This is a genomic window from Sphingomonas trueperi (genome assembly GCF_040545665.1).
Classification (GTDB): Bacteria; Pseudomonadota; Alphaproteobacteria; order Sphingomonadales; family Sphingomonadaceae; genus Sphingomonas; species Sphingomonas trueperi_B.
This window is the reverse complement of sequence record NZ_JBEPMH010000002.1, coordinates 694,151-716,228: the sequence shown is the minus strand read 5'-3', so window position 1 is coordinate 716,228 and position 22,078 is coordinate 694,151. Positions and strand designations below refer to the sequence as shown.

The following is a 22,078-nucleotide window of genomic DNA, read 5'->3' as shown; positions in this document are numbered from 1 at the left end:
CTCCTAGATGCCCGCCGACCAGGAGGGGTCTCGATGAGCGATAATCTGTATCCGGTGCCGGAAGCCTGGGCGAAGCACGCCCGCGTCGATGCCGCAGCGTATGAACGTCTCCACGCCCAGTCGCTGTCCGATCCGGACGGCTTCTGGCTCGAACAGGCCCAGCGGCTCGACTGGATTGTACCGCCGCAGACCGCCGGCGACTGGTCGTTCGACGAGGCCGATTTCCGCATCCGCTGGTTCGCCAACGGCAAGCTCAACGTCGCGGCCAATTGCCTCGACCGTCACCTCGCGAGCCGCGGCGAGCAGACTGCGATCCTGTGGGAGCCGGACGATCCCAGCGAGGCACCGCGCCGGATCACCTACCGCGAGCTCCACGAACAGGTCTGCCGCTTCGCCAATGTGCTGAAGGCGGAAGGCGTGCGGAAGGGCGACCGGGTCACCGTCTACATGCCGATGATCCCCGAGGCGGCGGTGGCGCTGCTCGCCTGCGCGCGGATCGGCGCGATCCATTCGGTGGTGTTCGGCGGCTTTTCCCCGGAAGCATTGGCCGGCCGCATCGTCGATTGCGACAGCCGCATCGTCATCACTGCCGACGAAGGCCGGCGCGGCGGCAAGCGCGTGCCCCTCAAGGCCAATGTCGACGCGGCGCAGAAGCATGCCCCGGTGCTGGAAAAGGTCATCGTCGTGCAGGCGACCGGCGGCGACGTGGCGATGCAGCCGGTCCGCGACCTCTGGTATCACGAGGCCGCCGCCAAGGTCGCCGCCGATTGCCCGGCCGAGCCGATGGACGCCGAGGACCCGCTGTTCATCCTCTACACCTCGGGATCGACCGGCAAGCCCAAGGGCGTGCTCCATTCGAGCGGCGGCTATCTGCTCTGGGCGGCCTATACCCATGAAGTGGTGTTCGATTACCGGCCGGGGCAGGTCTATTGGTGCGCGGCCGATATCGGCTGGGTCACCGGGCACAGCTATATCGTCTATGGTCCGCTGGCGAACGGCGGCGTCACGCTGATGTTCGAGGGCGTGCCGACCTGGCCCGATGCCGGCCGGATGTGGCAGGTGGTCGATCGCCACCAGGTCGAGATCCTCTACACCGCCCCCACGGCGCTGCGTGCGCTGATGAAGGAAGGCGACAGCTACGTCACGTCCACCAGCCGCGCGTCGCTCAAGCTGCTCGGCTCGGTCGGCGAGCCGATCAATCCGGAGGCCTGGCGCTGGTATCATGACGTGGTGGGCGAGGGGCGTTGCCCGATCGTCGACACCTGGTGGCAGACCGAGACCGGCGGCCACATGATCACCCCGCTGCCGGGCGCCACCGCGCTCAAGCCGGGGTCGGCCTCGATGCCGTTCTTCGGGATCGAGCCGCAGCTGGTCGACGGCGATGGCAAATTGCTGGAGGGCGCGACCGAGGGGAATCTCGTCATCGCGCGCAGCTGGCCGGGGCAGATGCGCACCGTGTGGGGCGATCACGAGCGCTTCTTCCAGACCTATTTCACCACCTATCGCGGCAAGTACTTTACCGGCGACGGCTGCCGCCGCGACGGCGATGGCTATTACTGGATCACCGGCCGGGTGGACGACGTGATCAACGTCTCGGGTCACCGCATGGGTACCGCCGAGGTGGAAAGCGCGCTGGTGCTCCACGACAAGGTGGCCGAGGCCGCGGTCGTCGGCATGCCGCACGACATCAAGGGGCAGGGCATCTATGCCTATGTGACCCTGAACGTCGGCGAGGCGGCGACCGAGGCGCTGCGCAAGGAGCTGCGTGACTGGGTGCGCGGCGAGATCGGCCCGATCGCCACGCCCGACGCGATCCAGTTCGCGCCGGGCCTGCCCAAGACCCGCTCGGGCAAGATCATGCGCCGCATCCTGCGCAAGATCGCCGAGGGCGATGTCAGCAGCCTGGGCGACACCTCGACGCTGGCCGATCCGGCGGTGGTCGACGATCTGGTCGCAAACCGGGTGGGGTGACCCTGTCCCTCCTCCTGCGCGCGGCGGGAGGAGGGATGCCCGTGCGGACAGTATCGGTTGTAACAAAATACCATTGCGGCGTTCCGCACCCCCCGTTACACTCGGCTAACACACACCGAGGTGGGGAAGCCTAACATCATGAAACTACGTCGTTCCTTGTTGCTGACCAGTGCCGTTGCGCTGCTCGTCGCGGCGCCGGCACTCGCCCAGAGCGGCAAGCCCAAATATGGCAGCTTCGGCGTCGACCTCACCGCCGAGCAGGCGGGCGTGAAGCCGGGCGACGATTTCTGGACCTTCGCCAATGGCGGCTGGGACGCGCGCACCCAGATTCCCGCCGATCGTGGTTCGGCCGGTGTCGCCGTGGACCTGGTCATCGCGGCCGAGGCCAATGTCCGCGCACTGCTCGACGACATGGCGAAGAACCCCGGCGCATATGGCGCCACCGGCAAGCAGGTCGGCGACTTCTACGCGAGCTGGATGGACGAAGCGGGTATCGAAGCGCGCGGCGCCGCGCCGCTCAAGCCCTATCTCGATCGCATCGCCGGCGTGCAGGACAAGACCGCGCTGCAGGCGCTGTTCGCCACCACCGGCTATGCCTCGCCGGTCGAGGTCGGCGTGACCCCGGGCTTCGCCGATCCGACCAAATATACCGCGGCCGTCGGCCAGGGCAGGCTCGGCATGCCGCGCGACTATTATCTGAACCAGGGGCCGAAGTTCGATGCGGCGCGCAAGGCCTATCGCGCCTATGTGCAGCAGATCCAGGAACTGGCCGGCATCCCCGATGCGAGCGCCAAGGCCGACGCCATCGTTGCGCTCGAGATCGCGATGGCCAAGGTGCAATGGTCGCCCGAGCAGAGCCGCGATCTCGTCAAGCTCAACGATCCGCAGTCGATCGCGGGGCTGACGGCCAAGGCGCCCGAGTTCGACTGGGCGCTGATGCTCAAGACCTATGGCGTCGACAGCTCGCCGCAGATCCTGATGACCCAGAACACCGCGCTGATCGCGCTGGGCAAGATCTTCGCCGCGACGCCCTTGCAGACGTGGAAGGATTATCTCGCCTATCGCTTCGTCAGCGATCACGCGACCTATCTGCCCAAGGCGTTCGACCAGGCGCGGTTCGACTTCTACTCGAAGACGCTCTCCGGCGTGCAGGTCCAGCGCGAGCGCTGGAAGCGCGGCGTGCAGATGGTCAACGGTGCGCTCGGCGAGGCGGTGGGCAAGGCGTATGTCGCCAAATACTACCCGCCCGAATCCGAAAAGCAGATGGCCGAGCTGATCGAGAATCTCCGCGATTCCTATCGCGAGCGGATCGAGGCTTCGACCTGGATGGATGCGGAGACCCGCAAGGGGGCGCTCGCCAAGCTGGCCGCGTTCGAGCCGCGCATCGGCCATCCGGAGAAATATATCGACTATTCGTCGCTCGCGGTGGAGCGGGGCGACCTGCTCGGCAACGTCATGCGCTCGGGCGAGTTCGAGCATCGGCTGGAACTGTCGCGTTTCCCCAAACCGGTCGATCGCAGCCTGTGGGCGATGACGCCGCAGACCGTGAACGCCTATTACGATCCGTCGCTCAACCAGATCACCTTCCCGGCCGCGATCCTGCAGCCGCCCTTCTTCGATCCCAATGCCGATCCGGCGGTCAATTACGGCGCGATCGGCGCGGTGATCGGCCATGAGATGGGCCATGGCTTCGACGACCAGGGCAGCATGTTCGGCCCCACCGGCAAGTTCGAGAATTGGTGGACGCCCAAGGCCAAGGAAGACTTCGCCGCGCGGACCAAGGCGCTGGCGGGCCAGTACGACACCTATGAGCCGGTGCCCGGCACCAAGATCAACGGCCGGCTGACGCTGGGCGAGAATATCGGCGATCTCGGCGGGGTCGAGGCGGCGTACGGCGCGTACCAGAAGTACCAGGCCAAGCACGGCGCGGCGAAGACGGTGGGCGGACTGACCGGCGACCAGCGCTTCTTCCTGGCCTATGCCCAGGCCTGGCGGGCGAAGGTGCGCGAGGATGCGCTGCGCCAGCAGCTGCTCACCGATCCGCATTCGCCGGCGACCGCGCGCGTCAACGGCATCGTCCGCAACGTCGATGCCTGGTACAAGGCGTTCGACGTCAAGCCGGGCGACAAGCTGTACCTGCCGCCGGACCAGCGCGTGCATATCTGGTAAGCGCCACTCGTATTTATACGGAAAAGGCCCGGCAGCGATGCCGGGCCTTTTTGCATTCTGGGAGGGAAAACGTTCGCACTTGCAGCAACTGCAACTGCGGCGGAGCGGCTTTGCAGTTGCGGACTCAGGCCAAGCTAACCAGATGCGGCGCCCGCGCTGCATTGCAGCAAAGCTGTATCGAGGTTGCCATGTTTTCACTGATCGCGCTCTATTTCGCCCATCGCCGTATGGCCGCTACCGGCCAGGCGAGCACCGCGAACGTTCGTGCGCTCGCGGCAGCCAATGAGCAGGAAGCGCTGGCGGTCCTGCCGCTCGCGGCCTGATTCCGAGACTCGTTCGCCCACTCCCCCCTCGGGCGAACGACAGGGGCGCCGCAGTCCCCCCATTTCCGCGGCGCCCCGTCCCTCTTTCGGTGACGGCGCTTATTTGACGCCGTGCATCCAGCGCTTGAGCGGCCAGCTGAGCAGCAGCAGGAGCACGCCGAGCCCGATCGCCCATTCCGAGATCAGCGTGAACACGCTGAGATAGGTCTCCAGGCTGACCTTGAGGTTGGTCACCTGGCCGCCCACGGTCTCGACGCTGGCGAACTGCGCGATCACGCCCGCCACATATTGCGCGACCGAGATCGACAGGAACCACACGCCCATCATCATGCCGACGATCCGCGCGATCGACAGCTTGGTGATCATGCTGAGGCCCACCGGCGAGATGCACAGCTCGGCGAAGCTGTGGATGAAGTAGAGCCCGGCGATCCACCAGACCGAGACCTTGAAGCTGCTGTCGGCCCAGTTGGCGCCCCAGACCAGGAATAGGAAGCCGCAGCCGACCGCGACCAGCGCGATGCCGAACTTCACCGGAATGCTCGGCTCCAGCCCGCGCCTGCCCAGCGCCCCCCACATCACCGACATCAGCGGCGCCAGCAGCACGATGAACAGCGCGTTGAAGCTCTGCGTCTGTCCGGCGGTCATGCTGAACCAGCCGAAGATCGACAGGTTGGTATTGCGATCGGCGAACAGCGTGAGCGACGAGCCCGCCTGCTCGAACAGCGTCCAGAACACGACGTTGAACACGATCAGCACCATCGCGGCCATCATCATCTGGAATTCGCGGCGATCGCCCGCGAAGAAGGACCAGACGAGGATCGCCGGCACGCCGATCAGGAAGGTGCCGAACAGCAGCTTGCCCATCAGCGACAGCGACGCGACATAGCCCAGCAGACCCGAACCGGCCGGCGCAGGCTCTGCTGCCATGAGGTTGATGTAGAGCAGGTAGAAGAGCGGGATCACGCAGAGCGCGCCGATATAGATCAGGATCTGCTGGCGGCCGGTCGCGGCCTTGGCCGGCGGCTCGCCGATGCCGTTGAGCTTGCCCCCGTCCAGCTGGATCAGCGCCCAGGAACAGAGCATCCCGATCGCCGCCAGGCCGAAGCCCGCCCACCAGCCGACCGCAACGGCCAGCCATGGGCAAAGCGCCTGCGACAGCATCGAGCCGATGTTGATGCCCATGTAGAAGATGGTGAAGCCCGCGTCGCGCCGGGTGTCGCCCTTGGGGTAGAGCTCGCCCACCATCGTCGAGATGTTCGGCTTGAAGAAGCCGTTGCCGACCGAGACCATCGACAGCGCGATTAGCATCACCATCACGTAGAAGGGGCTGCGATCCGCCTCGGATACGAAGCCGCCCTTGGCGATGGTGCGGACCGTCTGGCCGTTCTCGCTGAGGGTGATCGAGCCGTCGTCATTGCCCTTGATCAGCTGCTTGTGGCCGGCATCGATCACATAGCGCTGCTCGCCGGCCGCGCTCTTCTCGATCGCCACTTCATAGCGCTGGCCGTCGATCTTGGCATAGGGCGTGGCGGTCTGCCCGCCGAAGCACAGCACGAAATAGCCGATCGACATCAGAATCGCGCCGAACTTCACCGCGCGCTTGGATCCGAGGAACTGGTCGGCCAGATAGCCGCCGACCAGCGGGGTGAGATAGACCAGCGCGGTATAGCCGCCGTACAGGCCGGTCGCCTCGCGATCGCCGAACAGGAAATGCTGGGTGAGGTACAGCGTGAGCAGCGCCCGCATGCCGTAGAAGCCGAAGCGCTCCCACATCTCCGTGGAGAAGAGGCGCGCCAGCTGGCGGGGATGACCGAACCAGGTTTTTTCGTCGGCGGGGTTTACGTGGGAGATATCCGGTTCTGCCGGGGAATCGGCAGTGGGTGTGTCGACCATGCAGGTTTGCGTCCTAAAGTTGGGATCCGGGCGCATGGGCCCGGTGCATGGGCGCGCAGACTAGAGCCTGCATCGCCGCTGTAAAGTCGCCCGGCTTGGCGGGGGCGGGACAGCACCCTAGATGGCGCGCATGACCTTCAACGATCGCACCACGCCGCTCAGCCTTCTCCAGACCCGCCGATCGGGCAAGCCGCGCGACCTGGTGGCGCCGGGGCCGAGCTCCGAGCAGCTCGACCAGATGGTGGCGATCGCCGCGCGCACGCCCGATCATGGCAAGCTGGCGCCCTGGCGCTTCGTGATCGTGCCGGACGAAGCGCGGCCCGCGCTCGCGCTGAAGCTGGTCGAGATCCTCCGCGCCGAAAAGCCCGATGCGACCGCGCGGGACGAAGAGGCTGCCGCGCAGTTCGCCACCCAGGCCCCGGCGCTGGTAGTGGTGCTTTCCGCGCCCGTCCAGCCGCACAAGGTGCCGCTGTGGGAGCAGGAGCTGTCGGCAGGGGCCGCCTGCATGAACCTGCTCCATGCCGCGCACGCGATGGGCTTCGCCGGCGGCTGGCTGACCGGCTGGCCGGCCTATTCGGACGCGGTGCGCGACCTGTTCGGCAGCGAAGGCCAGCGCATCGCCGGCTTCGTCTTCCTCGGCACGCCGTCGCGTCCGCTGGAGGAGCGCCCGCGCGGCGAACTGAGCGAGATCGTCCATCGGTGGAATCCCTGAGTATGGACTCGGAAGCCACGTGCTGTATTATGGCAGCATGACAGCCCTGGAGCACGAAGACAGCCCGGTCTACCTCAAGCTGCGCGCGATCATCGCCGCGGCGATCCTGCGCGGCCAGTACCGCGCCGGGGACCAGCTTCCCTCGGTCCGCGCGCTTGCAGCCGAGCATGGCGCGAACCCGCTCACGGTGGCCAAGGCCTATCAGAGCTTCCAGGACGACGGCTATGTCGAGGTCCGTCGCGGCGTCGGCATGTTCGTCGTGCCGGGCGCGGTCGAGCGGTTGCGGACGGCGGAGCGCGAACGCTTCCTCACCGGCTTCTGGCCGCGGGTGAAGGATCATATCGCCTTGCTCGGCCTCGATGCGCGCGAACTGCTCGATGGCAGTCACGAGATCGCCTGAGGCCATGGCCGAGCGCAAGCCGGGCTGGAAGCGCACGCTGGCCGGCTGGGCGGCGATGTTCGGTATCTTCTTCCTGTTCCAGAGCGCGGTGGCGCGGCCCTATTACATCCCCTCCGGGTCGATGATGCCCGCGCTGCGCACCGGCGACCGGCTGGTCGCCACCAAATTCCCCTATGGCTTCTCGCAGGCCTCGCTGATGGTCCATGGCAAGGACATTTCGCCCGTGCGCCTGTTCGGCGGCATCCCGGCGCGCGGCGACATCGTCATCGTGGTCCGGCGCGGCGACGGCGAGGATCTGATCAAGCGGGTGATCGGGTTGCCCGGCGACACGGTGGCGGTGCGCCACGGCGTGGTAATCCTCAACGGCAAGCCCGTGCCGCGCGTCGCCGAGGGGCGCGCCAGGATTCCGGTCGACGCGGCGGTGCCGTGCGACGAGGGCCCGATTGCCGCGTTCCGCACGCAGGAGGCGGACGGCAAGCTATATTGCGAACCGCCGCTCTATCGCGAGACGCTGCCGAACGGCGCCAGCTACGACGTGCTCGACCTGGGCGATACCGTGCTGCCCAACGGCTACCTCAGCCCAGGCGACAATTATGGGCCGATCACCGTCCCCGCGGGCCATGTCTTCCTGATGGGCGACAATCGCGACCAGTCCGCCGACAGCCGCTTCGGCTCGGACGAGCTGGGGCTGGGCGGTCCGGTGCCGCTGGAGACGATCGCCGGCCGCGCCGAACTGGTGACGCACAGCTTCGACGGCGAGGGATCCTGGCTGAACCCGCTCGCCTATCTCAGCGCCATCCGTTGGGACCGCAGCTTCACCAGCCTCCGTCCCAAGCGCGACTGATGCACCTGCTCGTCACCCTCGGCGTCATTCTCGTGCTGATCGCGGCAATCCCGCTGCTGGTGCGGCTCGGTCGTCGCCAGGCCAAAGGCCGAATGGGTGGCGCCGCGCTGATGCTGGGCATGGCGTTCGGGCACCTGTTCGATCCCGCCAAGGCAGAGGCCATGGAGACGATCGAAAAGCGCCGCGATCAGCGTGCGGAAGCCGGCCAGGACGGCGCCTGAGCCGGCCTCGCGTCAGGCCAGCCCAAGTTGCTTGCGCAGTCGCTCATTCTCCTTCGTCACGTCGAGCGTCCAGGAGGCGATACCGAACCGCTTGACGTCGACCTGGCGCCAGAACAGGCCCGGATCGCGCGCCCAGAGGTGGCGGTTGGCGAGCGCATTGGCGCATTGCGAGCCCATGTCGATCACCTCGGCCAGCTCGGGCAGGTAGAAGGGCAGCAGCCCGTCGCCTTCGCCAAGCTCCTGGCGATGATCGCGCGCCGCCGCCTGCAGGGCGATCTCGACGCCGCGTTCGAACCAGCTCCAGGCGAGGTCCGCTTCCTGTTCGGCGAGCGCGATGCGGGCCGCGAAGAAGGCCGCGCCGATCGCCTTGGTCGCGAGGATGGTGGAGAAATGCTGCCAGTCGTCGCCGGCCGCGCGGGCATACCAATGCTTGGCGATTGCGCGTTCGCCGACCAGCTCTGCGAGGCGCCCGGCGAGGAAGGCGAGCGACACGCGCCAGCGCACGATGTGGGGGGGGGCGCCGCCCTGCTGCCAATAGTCGTGGAACGCGCCCAGCAGCACCGGCACGACGTCGGCTGCGCGTGCCTCCAGTACCCGGTAGCCGAGTACCGCGAGCGCCGCACCTTGATCGGCCGAGCCCGGACGCGCATTCGTGGCGACATGTTCGGCGAGGTTGACCAGCAGGTCCTCATCGGCAAGCCGCTCGCCCATCTGCACCATGGTGCGGTAGAGCCAGGGATTGTCATAGCCCTCGGCAAAGGCGGCTAGCGGTGCCTGCGACGCGCCGAAGGCGGGGTGCACGAAGCTCGCGCGTGAGTCCTCGCCGCCCAGCGGTCCGTTCGCCGCGACCGCGATCCGCCAGCTGAGGCCCGTTACCTCGCCCTGGGGAATGCTTTGCGGCACAATGATTCCCGGGGCCTGCAGAAACTGGCTTTCGACCAGATAGTGGTTGCTGAGCCGCTGGTGCAGGCTTGCCCAATCAGCGGGTCGGTACGGGTTGTCTTCCGACCAGCCGGCGACCAGCCGACCATCGAGCCGGAGCAACTGTGCATAGCGGCCGAGATTGTCTGCCCAGTCGCCGGGCACATCCATCGCGACGACAAGGTCGAAGCTGCGCGGTGCGTGCGATCTGCCCTGCACGTCGACCTCTACGCTGCCGGCCCGCGCACGCGCTTCCAGCAGTGCCTGTCCATCGGCCGCGCCCGGCCCGCACAGCAGCACGCGGTCACCGGGGCGCACGCGCTCAGCGGCCAGGTTCCAGCGGCCGAGCGCGGCGAGGGCGTCGGGCCCGCTCGCGTTCAGCAGGCCCTGATAGCCGTTCGGCGCGCGTTCGTAGAAGCTGGGCTCCGGCGCTTCGTCGCGGCTCAGTTGCTCGAGCACCGGCACGCTGATCGCACCGGGCAGCCGACGCCAACCTGCCTCGAACAGCGCCTCGTCAAGAACCGTTGCCCGCACCTGCCGGGGCAGAATCGCCAGTGCGCGTGCCGCCGGATATCGGGCCAGCATGGCGGCGGACAGCGCGTTCGATTCCGCCACCACGACGTCGGCGGATCCAGGCTTGGCATCGCAGCCGAGCAGCGCCAGTTCGCCGGCTAGCTTAGGCGCCGTTCGTGCCTCCACCGCGATCCGGCAAGGTCCGAGATGGCGGACGATCGCCGCTGCGCATTCGATGGTCAACGCTGTTACTCCTTCATTCCCGGCCGGTTGCGAGCGCGGGCATGGTCCCCGTTTACTATAGCTTACTATAGGCGGCTGCCGCGGCTGGCGGTGTGCACGTGCAAAATGCCCTGCCGGCGCCGGCGTAGCGATACCTCCGCGCCTGCCAAATGGCCTGCTCCAGTTGCATGGACGGTCGGCGGAGCTCTTTGATCTTGCGGAAGTCGGGGGGGCAGTGGGATTGGAGAAACTTCAGGAAACAAGCTAGTATTACATATAAAGATGACTTTAAATACTAAATATGGCAGTCGCTTAGGTCTGCATCTTGAGCAATATCTGCATAAATCAACAAAATCTATTGACTCTTATCTATTGTTCCATGTATGTTCTTTCGACATAATTTATGATGCGAGTCTCGATTAATTGAAATACACGGTGGTTTCCACCTGAATATCGCGCATCGTCACTATGTTAAGACGTATGGGATCGGCGTCGCCATCGGATTTATTCGGTGGCGCGGGCCGGCGCGATCGCTGTTGTTCTTCCGGACGGAATGACTCCTGACGCCTTTATATGCGAAGGCATGCACATATCCATGCTGGATATCGATGCCATCGCATCTTGGGCCCAACGATCAGGAGAGGTTCGATGCGCAACATCAGAAATGCAAAGCCGGAAGCCATAGCAGCCGGTTCCTACCCGTCGGCTCCCGGCGGCGGCGGCGCGGCTATTCTCGCCGACGCCGATATTCCCCTGCTCACCCCCGGGACAGGCTGGGTGATCGTGAACGGGCAGGGCGTGGCCGGCGCCGCGCCAGTACGATCGGACATGGTCTATGACGCGCAGACCTATCCGGTTCCGGCCTGCCGCCGCACCCGCGGCTACTGGCTGAACATCTATCCCGGCGCGACCATCGGCCAGATCACGATCCTCACCATCCAGGCGATCGGGACCCCGGCCACCATCCCCGTCTCGTGCGAAGGCAACACGGTGATGGCGCCGTTCGGACGCAATCCGGTCGACGGCAGCTATGGCCATCTGGTGCGCATCGCTGCGCGCGCAGGCCAGAATGGCTGGGCTACGGTATCGGCGGTGCTGACCCCGGCCTATGGCGGCATGGCGGAGACGATCGCGATACCGCTGCTTCTGAATACCGAGGCGAGCGGCGCCGGCTTCGTGCCGACGGTCGTCCGCTACATCCGGCTGGAGGGCAGCGACGGCAATGACGGCCTAACGCCCGCGACCGCCAAGCGCAGCTTGAAGGCGGCGGTCGATTCCGCGCCGCTTTCCGGCCCGCTCAACACGAAGAACGCGATTTGGGTATTCGATATCGGCCCCGGAGCGCGCGACCAGCACCTCTGGGCCAAAATGAACGGCAACGATGTGGGGCAGCCTACCCCCGGCATCGGGCGCGGGTTTGCCTATCAATGGGTCGTGCGCGGCCAAGGCCGTAGTGCGACCGTGCTGACGGTCGATCCCATTTCCTACAATTATGACTGGACGATCACGGGAGGCACGGGTCGGGCGCCGAAAATCCAGTCGCTGACGCTGGATCTTAAGGAGATGCTGCAGAAGCGCGGGCTCGGCGCTTGGTTCGACGATTGCGCGCTCACCGACGATTGGGGGCGAAACCGTCCTCGCGTGCTGGGCTATCCGAAAGGCGACGATACCCTCAGCGGCCGATTTCCCCAGGGTTTCAGCCCGGGCGGTTTGCTCCGTTTTCGCGACTCGCCGGACAGTGCGCTCAACTATCCACGCTGGATGATGTCCAACTGCGACGCCGTGCTCGGCGAGTGCGGCACCATCCAGCAGCGGCTGAACTGTACGCTCACCATATCGTACGACGTCGTCACGGTCGGCGATTCGGGTGACTGGGCGCATCAGGGCAATCGTGCGCGGCAGTTCGGCAACCTGGAGGCATCGCTGCACTCGGGCGATTATCTGGTCGTCGCCTCGGTACAGTCCTTTGCCGGCTATGGCGGCTATACAGAACTCACCTTCGTCGACGGACCCGTATGGGCGACGGCGAGCGAGACGACGGTGGAGGACGGCAACACCTTCCTCCGCGTGCTGCAGGCGGCCGACGCCGCGGCCGTCACCACCCAGAGGCCGTTCCTTGTCAATTGCGACGGCACGCGCGACTTCCCGTATCTGGGGCACTGCCTCAAACCGAATAATATCGACAATTTCCCGCCCGGCTGGGGCTGGGATTCGGCTGCCAAACGGGTGCGCATCGCGGGGCAGATTCCGCTGGCGCCAGGCGACAAGGTGTTCGCCTACACGGTTGCGCATGGCGATGCCGGCCAGTTCGTCCAGAACGCCAGGCCGACGGTAAACAAGACGCGGGAGAACTACACCTTCGTCGATTGCGTATTCGAAGGGCACACCTGGCAGCCGCTGCTGCCGCAAGGCGGCACGGTGGGCGAGACGGGCGGTCGGGGCAATGGCCAACTGGTCGACATTGCCGGGGCAGCCATCACCGTCACCGGCGGTTCCACTCTCGTCCAGTTCGACGGCGGCGTGATCCCGCCCTGGCTCAAGATCTACGACTGGATCGGCTATACGCCGGGCGACGGCACGCCTGGGCCGGTGCTGCGCTGCGTGACCGCAATCAATGCCGCAACCGGGCAGGTGACGGTCCACCAGCCCTTTCCAACGACGCGGATCGGCGGCGCGGTCCAATGCCTCAAGGCGATCGTCGGGCTCTATGTGGTCAATTGCATCTACAACAAGTCGGGCGAATCCTATCATCTCGCCCAGCTGACCTCGGGCCTGGTGGATGCGGCGATCATCGACAGCACCATTCCCGGCTGGACGATCAACGAACAGACCCTGTGGATCCGCGTGAGCGGCACCGGCGGGTGCGGGATGTGGGACCTGCGGCTCATCGACTCGCTGTTCCATTCGGTGACGCAGACCAGCGTCTGGCCCGATGCCACCGGCTTCCTGCTCGACAATTGCTGGACCGAGCGTGCCAACAACAGCAGTGCGCCGATGCCGGCCGCGAACATCGTCAATGGTCGCGGATCGGGCTATGTGCTCGGCTTTCCCGATCGTGCCGCGCCCTATGCGCTGGGTTATGTGCCCATGCCGGCGATGACGAAGACGCTGCCGAGCCGGATTTACTGGCGCCGCCGGCTGCCCGGCGAACGCATCGGCGCGTTGCTCTAGCGCAAAGCCGGCAGGCGGAATGCCGCGCGGCATCGACAGGGGCGGCGGCGCTTCCTAAGCTGCCGCCCATGCAGGACAATATCCGGGCCGAGCGGCCGAGCTTCGTCACCCATCTCGAATGCTCGATGACGGGCGAGACCTATGCGGCAGACCAGCTGCATGGGCTCTCGCGCGTCGGTCGGCCGCTGCTGGTGCGCTATGATCTGGCGGGGGTGGGCGCGGCACTCACCCGCGAGGTGCTGGCGGCGCGGCCGACCGACCTGTGGCGGTGGCGCGAGCTGCTGCCGGTGCGGCGGGCGGAGAACATCGTATCGCTGGGCGAGATCGAAACGCCGCTGATCGACATTCCGAAATCCGGCGGCCCGGGGGCGATCGTCAAGGACGAAGGCCGGCTTCCGACGGGCTCGTTCAAGGCGCGCGGGCTGGTGATGGCGGTGAGCATGGCGCGCGAGCTGGGCGTCACCCGCATCGCCATGCCGACCAACGGCAATGCCGGCGCGGCACTCGCCGCCTATGCCGCGCGCTGCGGCATCGAGACGGTGATCCTTTGCCCGGAAGAGACGCCGGAAGTGAATGTCCGCGAGATCGCCGCGCAGGGCGCCCGCGTCTACCGGGTCAACGGCCAGATCGACGAGTGCGGCGCGATCGTCGGGCGCGGCGCCGCCGAGGGGCGCTGGTTCGATTTCTCGACGCTCAAGGAGCCGTACCGGATCGAGGGCAAGAAGACGATGGGGCTGGAACTCGCCGCCCAGTGCGGCTGGGAGCTGCCCGACGCGATCTTCTATCCCACCGGCGGCGGCACCGGGCTGATCGGCATGTGGAAAGCGTTCGACGAGCTGGAGCGGCTCGGCTGGATCGGATCGAAGCGGCCGCGGATGTATGCGGTGCAGGCATCGGGCTGCGCGCCGATCGTCCGCGCCTTCGAGGCGGGCGAGGAGCATGCCGAGCGCTGGGAAAATGCCGCAACGGTCGCGGCGGGCATCCGCGTGCCGCGCGCGGTGGGCGACTTCCTGATCCTGCGCGCGGTGCGCGAGTCCGGCGGGCGGGCGCTGGCGGTGGGCGATCCCGCGATCCTCCAGGCGGTGGACGACTGCGCGCGCAAGGACGGGCTGCTGCTCTGCCCCGAGGGCGGCGCGACGCTGGCGGCCTATCGGCAGGCGATGCGGGACGGGCTGGTCGATCCGGAGGAGCGCACGGTGCTGTTCAACTGCGCCACGGGGTTGAAGTATCCGATGCCCGAGGCGGGGACGTGGCTGGAAAAGGATGCGGAGATCGACCTGGACAGCCTCTGAGCGCAGCTGGCCATCATCCGGAGAATAGGATCGCCACGACGATAAGGAAGGTCGTGCCTTCGAGCAGGCCAAGGAAGACATTGCCTGCCGCCCGCAAATGGCCGATGCCGAGAACCCGCGCGAACCAGCGTGTCTCCACAAGCCAGTAATAAGCGATGCTTGCTAGGACGAAGCAGCGGCCAACGGTGTTCGCGATGCTGTGATGGTCGAGCGAAAGGCTGGTGCCGACGCCCAGCCCGAGTGCGAACACCGCGGCGGGATAGCATTGCTCGTAGAAGGGCTGCTGCAACGAATCCCGATCGAGCTTCTTGCCGCTGCGTCGCACCAGCCGCGCAGCGAGGAACAGAGGGAAGGCCGCGAACACGATCACGCGAAGGATCAGCGCACTCGCATTGTCGTTGACGAGACCGGCGAGCCCGTGATGGCTGAGGATGATCGTGTCGACCTGTCCCAGTGCCGTAGCGACGGCGTGGGCGAGCAGCAGCGCGAGTGCAAGGAACAGCGGCGGACTCAGTACCGCCTTGTACCGCTGGTCGTCGGGGAGTGCTGCTTCCGCATCGATCTCGGCCATGATGCCGATCGGGCGGAACACCGAACGGAGCAGGGTCAGCGGGAAGAAGAGCAGCCAGCTCATCACTTCGTAGAGAAGTTCATCGAGCGAGTTGAGCCACTTCATGAAGTCCATGGGTGCAAGCATGGGCGATCGGTGCCAGTCGCGCAATGGCGCGGGTGGTCGTGGACAGTCACTTTCGGGCCGGGTAAGACTTTAAGAACCGATGAAAATCGGCCTAACAGGGAGGCTGTCATGGTGGGTGTTCGGGCAACGGGGCTTTCGGCTGCCATCGTTTTCACATCGCTCGTGTCGGTGCATGCCCAGGCGCAGACAACCGGGCTGGAGGACATGGTCGGTGCGCGCGCGGGGCAGGCGGAGATGGAGCTGCAGCGACGCGGCTATGTCAACATCCGGGGCGAGAAAGGCGACGACCGCGCCTATAGCTATTGGTGGAATGACGATCGGCGCCAGTGCGTGACGATCGCAACCATGGACGGCCGATATTCATCGATCCAGCCGACGTTGCCGCCGGATTGCCGCAAGCCGGGCAATCTGCGGCCGAACCCGGAGTACGCGCAGCGCCCGCCGGTCCGCCCTGGCTCGGGCTATCCCGTCGATCCAGGCTACGGACGGCCATCCTATGGCGGGGGGCAGGATCGGCCCGGCTATGAGGACGGCCCGATCGTGGACGGCCGCAACGTCGAGCTCGGCCTGGTCTGCTTCGGCGACGGATCGAAGGACGGGATCGCCAGCGGTACGACCTGGACGTGGAACCGGGACCGCAAGCGCTACGAATATGGCACCTACACGACCTCCAAGACCGAAGTCTTCGATGCGTCGCTGATGATCCAGACGTGGAACGGGGGCGGCCGCATCCGCTTGCCGCGCTCGCTCGTCCCGCCGATCCATTCGGGCGGCCAGGATGGCTGGTGGGATCTCTACGATCTTTTCGTGAGCCCGGATGCCATCCGTGCGACCTATCGGCTGAACGGCTTGAACAAGCCCAAGGTGACGATCGACCGCCGGTCTGGACGGATCACGGTACAGGGTCTGTCCGACTACGGCTTCCGAGGATCGTGCGATACGATCGGGCACCAGCAGCGGAAATTCTGACATTTTGCGCGAGGGGCCGGTCGCCACCGTGGCGGGGCCGGCTCCCCCACGCCAATTAGGCCGCGAACGCTTCCGCCTCCACCGCGTACAGCACCGCCGCCTTTGCCATCGCTGCAGCGCGCAGGCCGAGCGCTTCGGGCACGATCTGCTCGACATAGAAGCGCGCCGCCGCCTGCTTCATCTTCAGGAAGCCGGGCTCGCCGTCACTCTGCGCCGCCAGCCGCCCGCTCTTCTCCATCAGCCAGCCGCAGACCGCGACCGACAGCATCGTCAGGAACGGATAGCTCGCCGCCAGCCGGTCGTCGGCGTCGCTGCCCAGCAGGTTGCGGCCGACGTCCTCGCAGGCGTCGATCAGCGCGCGCAGCCCGGCATCCTCGGCGTCGGCCCGCATGTCCGCCAGCAGGCCGAGCAAGGTCGCGCCATTGTCCATGCTCAGCTTGCGGCCGACCAGGTCGGCGGCCTGGATGCCGTTGGTGCCTTCGTAGATCGGGGTGATGCGGGCGTCGCGGAAATGCTGGGCGGCGCCGGTCTCCTCGATATAGCCCATGCCGCCATGGACCTGTACGCCGAGGCTCGCCACTTCGCTGCCGAGATCGGTCGCATGCGCCTTGGCGAGCGGGGTCAGCAGCTCGACGCGCTTGTCCGCCTCCGCGTCCCCGGCGCGGCCGCGATCGAGCTGGCCGAAGGCGTAATAGACCAGCGCACGGGCCGCCTGGGTCTGCGCCTTCATCCGCAGCAGCATGCGGCGGACATCGGGATGCTCGATGATCGCGGTCGGGGCGCCGCCCCGGTACCCCTGCACCCGCTCGCGGGCATAGGCGACCGCGCGCTGGGTGGCGCGCTCGGCGACCTGCACGCCCTGCAGGCCGACGTTCAAGCGTGCATTGTTCATCATCGTGAACATCGCGCGGATGCCACCCAGCTCGGGGCCGATCAACTCGCCGATGCAATCGTCGTTGTCGCCGAAGCTCAGCACGCAGGTGGGCGAGGCATGCAGGCCCATCTTGTGCTCGATCGAGACGACCTTGATATCGTTGAAATCGCCCGGCGTGCCGTCGTCCCTGAGCCGGAACTTCGGCACCAGGAACAGCGACAGGCCCTTGGTGCCCGCCGGCGCGCCGGGGGTGCGGGCCAGCACCAGATGGACGATATTGTCCGCCATGTCGTGGTCGCCGAACGAGATGTAGATCTTGGTGCCCTTGATCTTCCATTTGCCGTCGCCCGCCGGCTCTGCCTTGGTCTTCACCGCGCCGACATCCGAGCCGGCCTGCGGCTCGGTGAGGTTCATCGTGCCGGTCCATTCGCCGGTCGCGAGCTTCGGCAGATAGGTTGCCTGCTGCTCGGGCGAGCCGTGGTGGTGCAGCGCCTCGACCGCGCCGACGGTGAGCACCGGGCAAAGGCAGAAGCCCATGTTCGCGGTGCCCAGCGTCTCCAGCACGGCGATCGACAGGCTCACCGGCAGGCCCTGGCCGCCATGCTCGGCGGGCGAGCCGATCGTGCCCCAGCCGCCTTCCACATAGGCGCGATAGGCCGCCGCGAAGCCTTCGGGCATCGTCACCCCCTGCTCGGTCCAGCGCGCGCCTTCGGTATCGCCCAGCCGTTCGAGCGGCGCCCATTCGCCCGCGGCGAACTGGCCGGCACCGTCGAGCACGGCATCGAGCAGGTCGGGCGTGGCTTCCGCGCTGATCTCGGACAGACGGACGATATGGTCGAGCACGAAACGCTGCTCGGCGGTGGCGGGGGTGAACATCAGGCCTCTCTCTTGTGATCTTGTTGCCGGCACTATAGCGCCTTGCGCGTGACCCCAGCAAATCCGCGCATCTTACCCTACGGCGAGGCCGCGCTCGGCGAAGCGGCGGCACTGATTCGCGGCGGCGCCTGCGTCGCGGTGCCCACCGAAACCGTCTACGGGCTCGCCGCCGACGCCACCGATTCGGACGCGGTGGCGGGGATTTACGCGGCCAAGGGGCGCCCCTCGTTCAACCCGCTGATCGTGCACGTTGCCGATTTGGCGATGGCCGAGACGATCGCGAGGTTCGACGACGAGGCCCGGGCGCTGGCGGCGCGCTTCTGGCCGGGACCGCTGACCATGGTGCTGCCGCTGGCGGCGGGCTCGCCGGTCGCCAGCCTCGTCACCGCCGGGCTGGCAACCGTTGCGCTACGCATGCCCGATCACCGCGCGATGCAGGGGCTGATCCGCGCGAGCGGCCGCCCGCTCGCCGCGCCCTCGGCCAATACCAGCGGCGGCATCAGCCCAACCCGCGCCGCCCATGTCGCCGCGAGCCTCGCCGGCCGCATCCCGCTGGTGATCGACGACGGCGCGACCACGGACGGCATCGAATCCACCATCGTCGAGCCGGCCACGCGGCGCATCCTGCGGCCCGGGCCCATCACCGCCGAGCAGCTCCCCGGCTATGGCAGCGGCGCGACGCCGGGGGCGATCACCGCGCCGGGGCAGCTCGCCAGCCATTACGCGCCGTCCAAGCCGGTGCGGCTGGGCGCCGAGCGCGCCCAAGAGGGGGAGTGGCTGATCGGATTCGGCGCGATCGGAGGCGACGACACGCTGTCCGCCACGGGCGACCTGCGCGAGGCGGCCGCGCGGCTGTTCGATGCGCTCCACCGCGCCGACGCGTCCGATCGACCGCGGATCGCCGTTGCCCCGGTGCCGCCGCACGGGCTTGGTCTGGCCATTCGCGATCGATTGGGCCGGGCAGCGCACCCGCGCTCCTGAAGATGGCGGCGGCTTATTTTGTCCGACTAGACAACGATAAGATCCGAATGCAGGCCAACAGGGTATACGATCATCCCATCCGCTAGCACGGCTCAACGGTGGCGAAGACGAAGTTAACCGAGACTGGACTGACCTGATCAGCAAGGCAAATCAACCAATCGTTTGTCTTCCGCAAAGTCGATCCAAACTGGATGATTCAGATCGAGATTCTCATTTTGGGTAATCTGTATACGATCTTGCCTTTACACGCGCTTGGAAGCGTCTAGGTTCCGGCACGTCGTATAGCTTGCGCAACAAAGACGAGCGACGCGGCAACTGCTGGGCGATCGTCTGCGCCGCCGTTGCCCGACATTCGGGTCGCGCGCACGACGGCCGGGCCAGCGGACGAGAGCGGAACCCGAATGGCGTAGAACTGCCCCCGCAGCACCGCGCCTTCGTTCCGCGGCCAGCCTTCGCAAGCCGGCCGCGGTCTCGAACACCCCCGTGGGAGGGCGCGGCCTTATGCGGCTGCGCCCTCTTTCGTGCGGTTGGCGAAGCTCTTGCGCAGCTTGCGAAGCTTGGGCGGAATCACCGCCAGGCAATAGGGGTTCCGCTGACCTTCGCCCTGCCAATATTCCTGGTGATATTCCTCGGCGGGCCACCACTCGCCCAGCGGCTCGATCGACGTGACGATCGGTTGCGGCCAATCGGGGCGGGCACGCTCGATCGCGTCGAGTGCCTCGCGCTCCTGCTCCGCCGAATGCGGGAAGATCGCCGAGCGATACTGGGTGCCGATGTCGTTGCCCTGGCGGTTGAGCTGGGTCGGGTCGTGCGTGGCGAGGAAGATGTCGAGGATCTCGCCATAGCTCACCACATCGGTGTCGAAGCTCACCCGGATCGCCTCGGCATGACCGGTGTCGCCGGTGCAGACTTCCTTGTAGGTCGGGTTTTCCTTGGTGCCGCCGATATAGCCGCTCTCGACGCCCTGCACGCCGATCACGTCGTTGAACACGGCTTCCGTGCACCAGAAGCAACCGCCGGCGAGCGTTGCCGTTTCGATGGTCATGTCTCAGGAACTCCTTGCTTGTGGCCCCAAGATAGGGTGGAGCCGGGGCGGAACAATGAGGACGGTGTGATGCGCGACGGTGCGGTGCTGGTGACGGGCGGGGCAGGCTATATCGGCAGCCATGCGGTGCTGGCCTTGCTCGACGCGGGCTGGCGCGTGGTGGTGGTCGACAATCTGGTGACCGGGTTCGACTGGGCGGTGGATCCGCGCGCGAGGCTGGTGGTGGCGAACATCGACGACGCCGAGGCGGTGCGCGGCGCGATCCGCCAGCACGGCGTGATCGCGGTGATGCACTTCGCCGGATCGGTGGTGGTGCCGGAATCGGTGACCGATCCGCTCAAATATTATCGCAACAACACCGTCGCCAGCCGCGCGCTGCTCGAGAGCGTGGTGGCCGAGGGCGTGCGCCATTTCATCTTCTCCTCGACCGCTGCCACTTATGGCATCCCCGAGCAGGTGCCGGTCCGCGAGGATGCGCCCAAGCAGCCGATCAACCCCTATGGCATGTCCAAGCTGATGACCGAGATCATGCTCAAGGACGTCGCCGCCGCGCATCCGCTCAACTATTGCGCGTTGCGCTATTTCAACGTGGCCGGCGCCGATCCCCAAGGGCGGACCGGCCAGTCGACCGCGGGTGCCACGCACCTGATCAAGGTCGCGGTGGAGGCCGCGACGGGCAAGCGCGAGCATGTCTCGGTGTTCGGCACCGACTTCGCCACGGCGGACGGCACCGGGGTGCGCGACTATATCCATGTCAGCGATCTCGCCGCGGCGCATGTCGATGCGCTCGACCTGCTGATCGCGCGGCCGGAGGATAGCCACACGATGAACTGCGGCTATGGCCGCGGCTTCTCGGTGCTGGAGGTGCTCGACGCGGTAGACCGGGTGACCAATCGTCATATCGAGCGTAAGCTGGAAGGCCGTCGCGCCGGCGATCCCGATGCACTGGTGGCGGACAATAGCGCGATCCTGGCAGCGCTGCCCTGGCGGCCCAAGCATGCCGATCTCGGCGAGATCGTCCGCGACGCGCTCGCCTGGGAGCGCAAGCTCGCCGAACGCGGGCGATAGGCAGGCGGCCTCTCGGCTGTTATGCTGGCCCTTCGCTCGCCGGGGGAGGCGAGGGGTCGGGAGGTTGCCATGTTGCTGGTCCTGTTGCTGCTGTCGATCACCGGAGACGATGTTCCTGCTGCTGCGGCGGCCGAGGCGGCGACGCAACCACCCGCCGCGCGCTGCGAGAATGCCCGCACCCAATCGGTGCGCTTACCCGGCGAGGCTTCGCCCGGCCTGCGGTCGCTGGCGGAGGAGCCGCTGGCCAATGCCTATCGCCCGGTGGTGCGCGACGTGCGCTGCGATCGTCCAGAGATCGTCGCGAAGCGCGTCGGCCAACGGCAGCGCTGATCGCGAGGGGGCGCCGGCGACGGGCTAATCCCTTCGGCGACGCTCCGCCGGGACGGCCCGGAGACTATCTGCCAGGGGCGTCCCGCTGCTCCGCAGGCGTCGCTGCGCGGTGGCCGTAGCTGAGCACGGTGGTGATCCGCCACCGGCCCTCCTGCTTCGCCCAGATCATCACGAACTTGGCGATGCCTTCGCAACGCCCGGTGGCGATCTCGCAGAAGCGATGCTCGCCTTCCTCGATCGCGCCATAGTCCTTGATCGGTTAGACGCGGAACGAGGCCGTGATCCGTTCGCGACGAACCTTCCCGCAGATGTACTTGCGCACGCCGTCGACCATCGCGTCGCGGTCGAAGGTGGCGCCGCCATTGTCGTGGTAGAAGGCGACCTTGGAATCGAAATAGCCGGAAAAGGCCGGCAGATCGCAGCGGTTATAGGCGTCGAACACCTTGGTATCGAGCGCGCTGATCTCCGCTGTCAGCGGGTCGGCAGCGGACGGGTCCGTTGCCGCGAGCAGCGCGGCGATCAGTGCGATGGCGGTCATGCGTTCCCCCGATGCACGCCCCACGCGCGCGTACCGGGAGCCTAGCCG

General features: G+C 66.7%; 19 protein-coding genes. 13 read left to right on the top strand and 6 right to left on the bottom strand.

The genetic code is table 11. The features are described from left to right. The first annotated feature begins 33 nt into the window (after window positions 1–33). The 3 genes from acs to ABIC65_RS10765 all read left to right on the top strand — a co-directional run bounded on the left by acs (window position 34) and on the right by ABIC65_RS10765 (window position 4,463). The gene (gene acs / locus ABIC65_RS10775) at window positions 34–1,971 is read left to right on the top strand and encodes an acetate--CoA ligase (RefSeq protein WP_354308580.1); all 1,938 of its coding nucleotides are present in this window, start codon (window positions 34–36) and stop codon (window positions 1,969–1,971) included. Window positions 1,972–2,109: 138 nt separating this feature from the next. Continuing rightward, window positions 2,110–4,140 carry a M13 family metallopeptidase gene (locus tag ABIC65_RS10770; protein ID WP_354308578.1) on the top strand — a complete coding sequence of 677 codons (2,031 nt, stop codon included), beginning with the start codon at window positions 2,110–2,112 and terminating at the stop codon, window positions 4,138–4,140. 188 nt (window positions 4,141–4,328) lie between these two features. Next, a complete protein-coding gene (locus ABIC65_RS10765; protein WP_354308577.1) occupies window positions 4,329–4,463 on the top strand; it encodes a hypothetical protein in 135 nt (44 codons plus the stop codon). A 99-nt stretch (window positions 4,464–4,562) separates the two neighbouring features. Here ABIC65_RS10765 and ABIC65_RS10760 read toward each other — a convergent pair whose 3' ends face one another. After that, entirely contained in the window at window positions 4,563–6,356 is a 1,794-nt protein-coding gene (locus ABIC65_RS10760) for a peptide MFS transporter (RefSeq protein ID WP_354308575.1), read from the bottom strand. Between the two features lie 130 nt (window positions 6,357–6,486). Here ABIC65_RS10760 and ABIC65_RS10755 point away from each other — a divergent pair, with 130 nt between their 5' ends. From ABIC65_RS10755 to ABIC65_RS10740, 4 genes are read left to right on the top strand one after another with little or no spacing between them, the layout of a single operon-like run. Next, window positions 6,487–7,068: a nitroreductase family protein gene (locus ABIC65_RS10755; RefSeq protein ID WP_354308573.1), complete on the top strand. Its 582-nt coding sequence runs from the start codon at window positions 6,487–6,489 to the stop codon at window positions 7,066–7,068. Between the two features lie 37 nt (window positions 7,069–7,105). Further along, the gene (locus tag ABIC65_RS10750; protein WP_093298200.1) at window positions 7,106–7,468 is read left to right on the top strand and encodes a GntR family transcriptional regulator; all 363 of its coding nucleotides are present in this window, start codon (window positions 7,106–7,108) and stop codon (window positions 7,466–7,468) included. Between the two features lie 4 nt (window positions 7,469–7,472). Beyond that, the gene (gene lepB, locus ABIC65_RS10745; RefSeq protein WP_354308572.1) at window positions 7,473–8,312 is read left to right on the top strand and encodes a signal peptidase I; all 840 of its coding nucleotides are present in this window, start codon (window positions 7,473–7,475) and stop codon (window positions 8,310–8,312) included. Then, window positions 8,312–8,533, top strand: coding sequence for a hypothetical protein (locus ABIC65_RS10740; protein ID WP_354308571.1), 222 nt, complete (start codon window positions 8,312–8,314; stop codon window positions 8,531–8,533). Before lepB ends, ABIC65_RS10740 begins: the two co-directional genes overlap by 1 nt. A gap of 12 nt (window positions 8,534–8,545) precedes the next feature. Here the strand turns inward: ABIC65_RS10740 and ABIC65_RS10735 are convergent, their stop codons facing one another. Beyond that, a complete protein-coding gene (locus tag ABIC65_RS10735) occupies window positions 8,546–10,210 on the bottom strand; it encodes a hypothetical protein (RefSeq protein ID WP_354308569.1) in 1,665 nt (554 codons plus the stop codon). Window positions 10,211–10,837: 627 nt separating this feature from the next. Here ABIC65_RS10735 and ABIC65_RS10730 point away from each other — a divergent pair. Next, window positions 10,838–13,360, top strand: coding sequence for a hypothetical protein (locus ABIC65_RS10730; protein ID WP_354308567.1), 2,523 nt, complete (start codon window positions 10,838–10,840; stop codon window positions 13,358–13,360). 68 nt (window positions 13,361–13,428) lie between these two features. Then, window positions 13,429–14,652 carry a threonine synthase gene (locus ABIC65_RS10725; protein ID WP_354308565.1) on the top strand — a complete coding sequence of 408 codons (1,224 nt, stop codon included), beginning with the start codon at window positions 13,429–13,431 and terminating at the stop codon, window positions 14,650–14,652. Between the two features lie 13 nt (window positions 14,653–14,665). Here ABIC65_RS10725 and ABIC65_RS10720 read toward each other — a convergent pair whose 3' ends face one another. Continuing rightward, window positions 14,666–15,349 (bottom strand): hypothetical protein, encoded by a 684-nt coding sequence (locus ABIC65_RS10720; RefSeq protein ID WP_354308564.1) that lies wholly within the window; start codon window positions 15,347–15,349, stop codon window positions 14,666–14,668. Between the two features lie 162 nt (window positions 15,350–15,511). On the opposite strand from ABIC65_RS10720, the gene ABIC65_RS10715 reads away from it, so the two are divergent. Beyond that, window positions 15,512–16,318 carry a hypothetical protein gene (locus ABIC65_RS10715; RefSeq protein WP_354308562.1) on the top strand — a complete coding sequence of 269 codons (807 nt, stop codon included), beginning with the start codon at window positions 15,512–15,514 and terminating at the stop codon, window positions 16,316–16,318. Window positions 16,319–16,373: 55 nt separating this feature from the next. Here ABIC65_RS10715 and ABIC65_RS10710 read toward each other — a convergent pair whose 3' ends face one another. Further along, a complete protein-coding gene (locus tag ABIC65_RS10710; protein WP_354308560.1) occupies window positions 16,374–18,068 on the bottom strand; it encodes an acyl-CoA dehydrogenase in 1,695 nt (564 codons plus the stop codon). 42 nt (window positions 18,069–18,110) lie between these two features. On the opposite strand from ABIC65_RS10710, the gene ABIC65_RS10705 reads away from it, so the two are divergent. Next, window positions 18,111–19,049: an L-threonylcarbamoyladenylate synthase gene (locus ABIC65_RS10705; protein ID WP_436286726.1), complete on the top strand. Its 939-nt coding sequence runs from the start codon at window positions 18,111–18,113 to the stop codon at window positions 19,047–19,049. Between the two features lie 499 nt (window positions 19,050–19,548). On the opposite strand, the gene msrA is transcribed toward ABIC65_RS10705, so the two are convergent. Further along, window positions 19,549–20,094: a peptide-methionine (S)-S-oxide reductase MsrA gene (gene msrA / locus ABIC65_RS10700; RefSeq protein ID WP_354308556.1), complete on the bottom strand. Its 546-nt coding sequence runs from the start codon at window positions 20,092–20,094 to the stop codon at window positions 19,549–19,551. Window positions 20,095–20,163: 69 nt separating this feature from the next. Here msrA and galE point away from each other — a divergent pair, with 69 nt between their 5' ends. Further along, a complete protein-coding gene (gene galE / locus ABIC65_RS10695) occupies window positions 20,164–21,162 on the top strand; it encodes a UDP-glucose 4-epimerase GalE (RefSeq protein WP_354308554.1) in 999 nt (332 codons plus the stop codon). Window positions 21,163–21,231: 69 nt separating this feature from the next. Then, window positions 21,232–21,492 (top strand): hypothetical protein, encoded by a 261-nt coding sequence (locus ABIC65_RS10690; protein WP_354308552.1) that lies wholly within the window; start codon window positions 21,232–21,234, stop codon window positions 21,490–21,492. A gap of 259 nt (window positions 21,493–21,751) precedes the next feature. Here the strand turns inward: ABIC65_RS10690 and ABIC65_RS10685 are convergent, their stop codons facing one another. Continuing rightward, window positions 21,752–22,030, bottom strand: a complete 279-nt coding sequence (locus ABIC65_RS10685; RefSeq protein ID WP_354308550.1) for a DUF4440 domain-containing protein — start codon at window positions 22,028–22,030, stop codon at window positions 21,752–21,754. Between the last annotated feature and the right edge of the window lie 48 nt (window positions 22,031–22,078).

Excerpts from the sequence above, each read along its gene's own strand:
- ABIC65_RS10690 (WP_354308552.1), top strand. The coding sequence starts at position 21,232 with ATGTTGCTGGTCCTGTTGCTGCTGTCGATCACCGGAGACGATGTTCCT.
- ABIC65_RS10730 (WP_354308567.1), top strand. The coding sequence starts at position 10,838 with ATGCGCAACATCAGAAATGCAAAGCCGGAAGCCATAGCAGCCGGTTCC.
- galE (WP_354308554.1), top strand. The coding sequence starts at position 20,164 with ATGCGCGACGGTGCGGTGCTGGTGACGGGCGGGGCAGGCTATATCGGC.
- ABIC65_RS10685 (WP_354308550.1), bottom strand. The coding sequence starts at position 22,030 with ATGACCGCCATCGCACTGATCGCCGCGCTGCTCGCGGCAACGGACCCG.
- ABIC65_RS10710 (WP_354308560.1), bottom strand. The coding sequence starts at position 18,068 with ATGTTCACCCCCGCCACCGCCGAGCAGCGTTTCGTGCTCGACCATATC.
- ABIC65_RS10765 (WP_354308577.1), top strand. The coding sequence starts at position 4,329 with ATGTTTTCACTGATCGCGCTCTATTTCGCCCATCGCCGTATGGCCGCT.
- ABIC65_RS10740 (WP_354308571.1), top strand. The coding sequence starts at position 8,312 with ATGCACCTGCTCGTCACCCTCGGCGTCATTCTCGTGCTGATCGCGGCA.
- msrA (WP_354308556.1), bottom strand. The coding sequence starts at position 20,094 with ATGACCATCGAAACGGCAACGCTCGCCGGCGGTTGCTTCTGGTGCACG.
- lepB (WP_354308572.1), top strand. The coding sequence starts at position 7,473 with ATGGCCGAGCGCAAGCCGGGCTGGAAGCGCACGCTGGCCGGCTGGGCG.
- ABIC65_RS10720 (WP_354308564.1), bottom strand. The coding sequence starts at position 15,349 with ATGCTTGCACCCATGGACTTCATGAAGTGGCTCAACTCGCTCGATGAA.
- ABIC65_RS10725 (WP_354308565.1), top strand. The coding sequence starts at position 13,429 with ATGCAGGACAATATCCGGGCCGAGCGGCCGAGCTTCGTCACCCATCTC.
- ABIC65_RS10770 (WP_354308578.1), top strand. The coding sequence starts at position 2,110 with ATGAAACTACGTCGTTCCTTGTTGCTGACCAGTGCCGTTGCGCTGCTC.
- ABIC65_RS10760 (WP_354308575.1), bottom strand. The coding sequence starts at position 6,356 with ATGGTCGACACACCCACTGCCGATTCCCCGGCAGAACCGGATATCTCC.
- ABIC65_RS10755 (WP_354308573.1), top strand. The coding sequence starts at position 6,487 with ATGACCTTCAACGATCGCACCACGCCGCTCAGCCTTCTCCAGACCCGC.
- acs (WP_354308580.1), top strand. The coding sequence starts at position 34 with ATGAGCGATAATCTGTATCCGGTGCCGGAAGCCTGGGCGAAGCACGCC.
- ABIC65_RS10750 (WP_093298200.1), top strand. The coding sequence starts at position 7,106 with ATGACAGCCCTGGAGCACGAAGACAGCCCGGTCTACCTCAAGCTGCGC.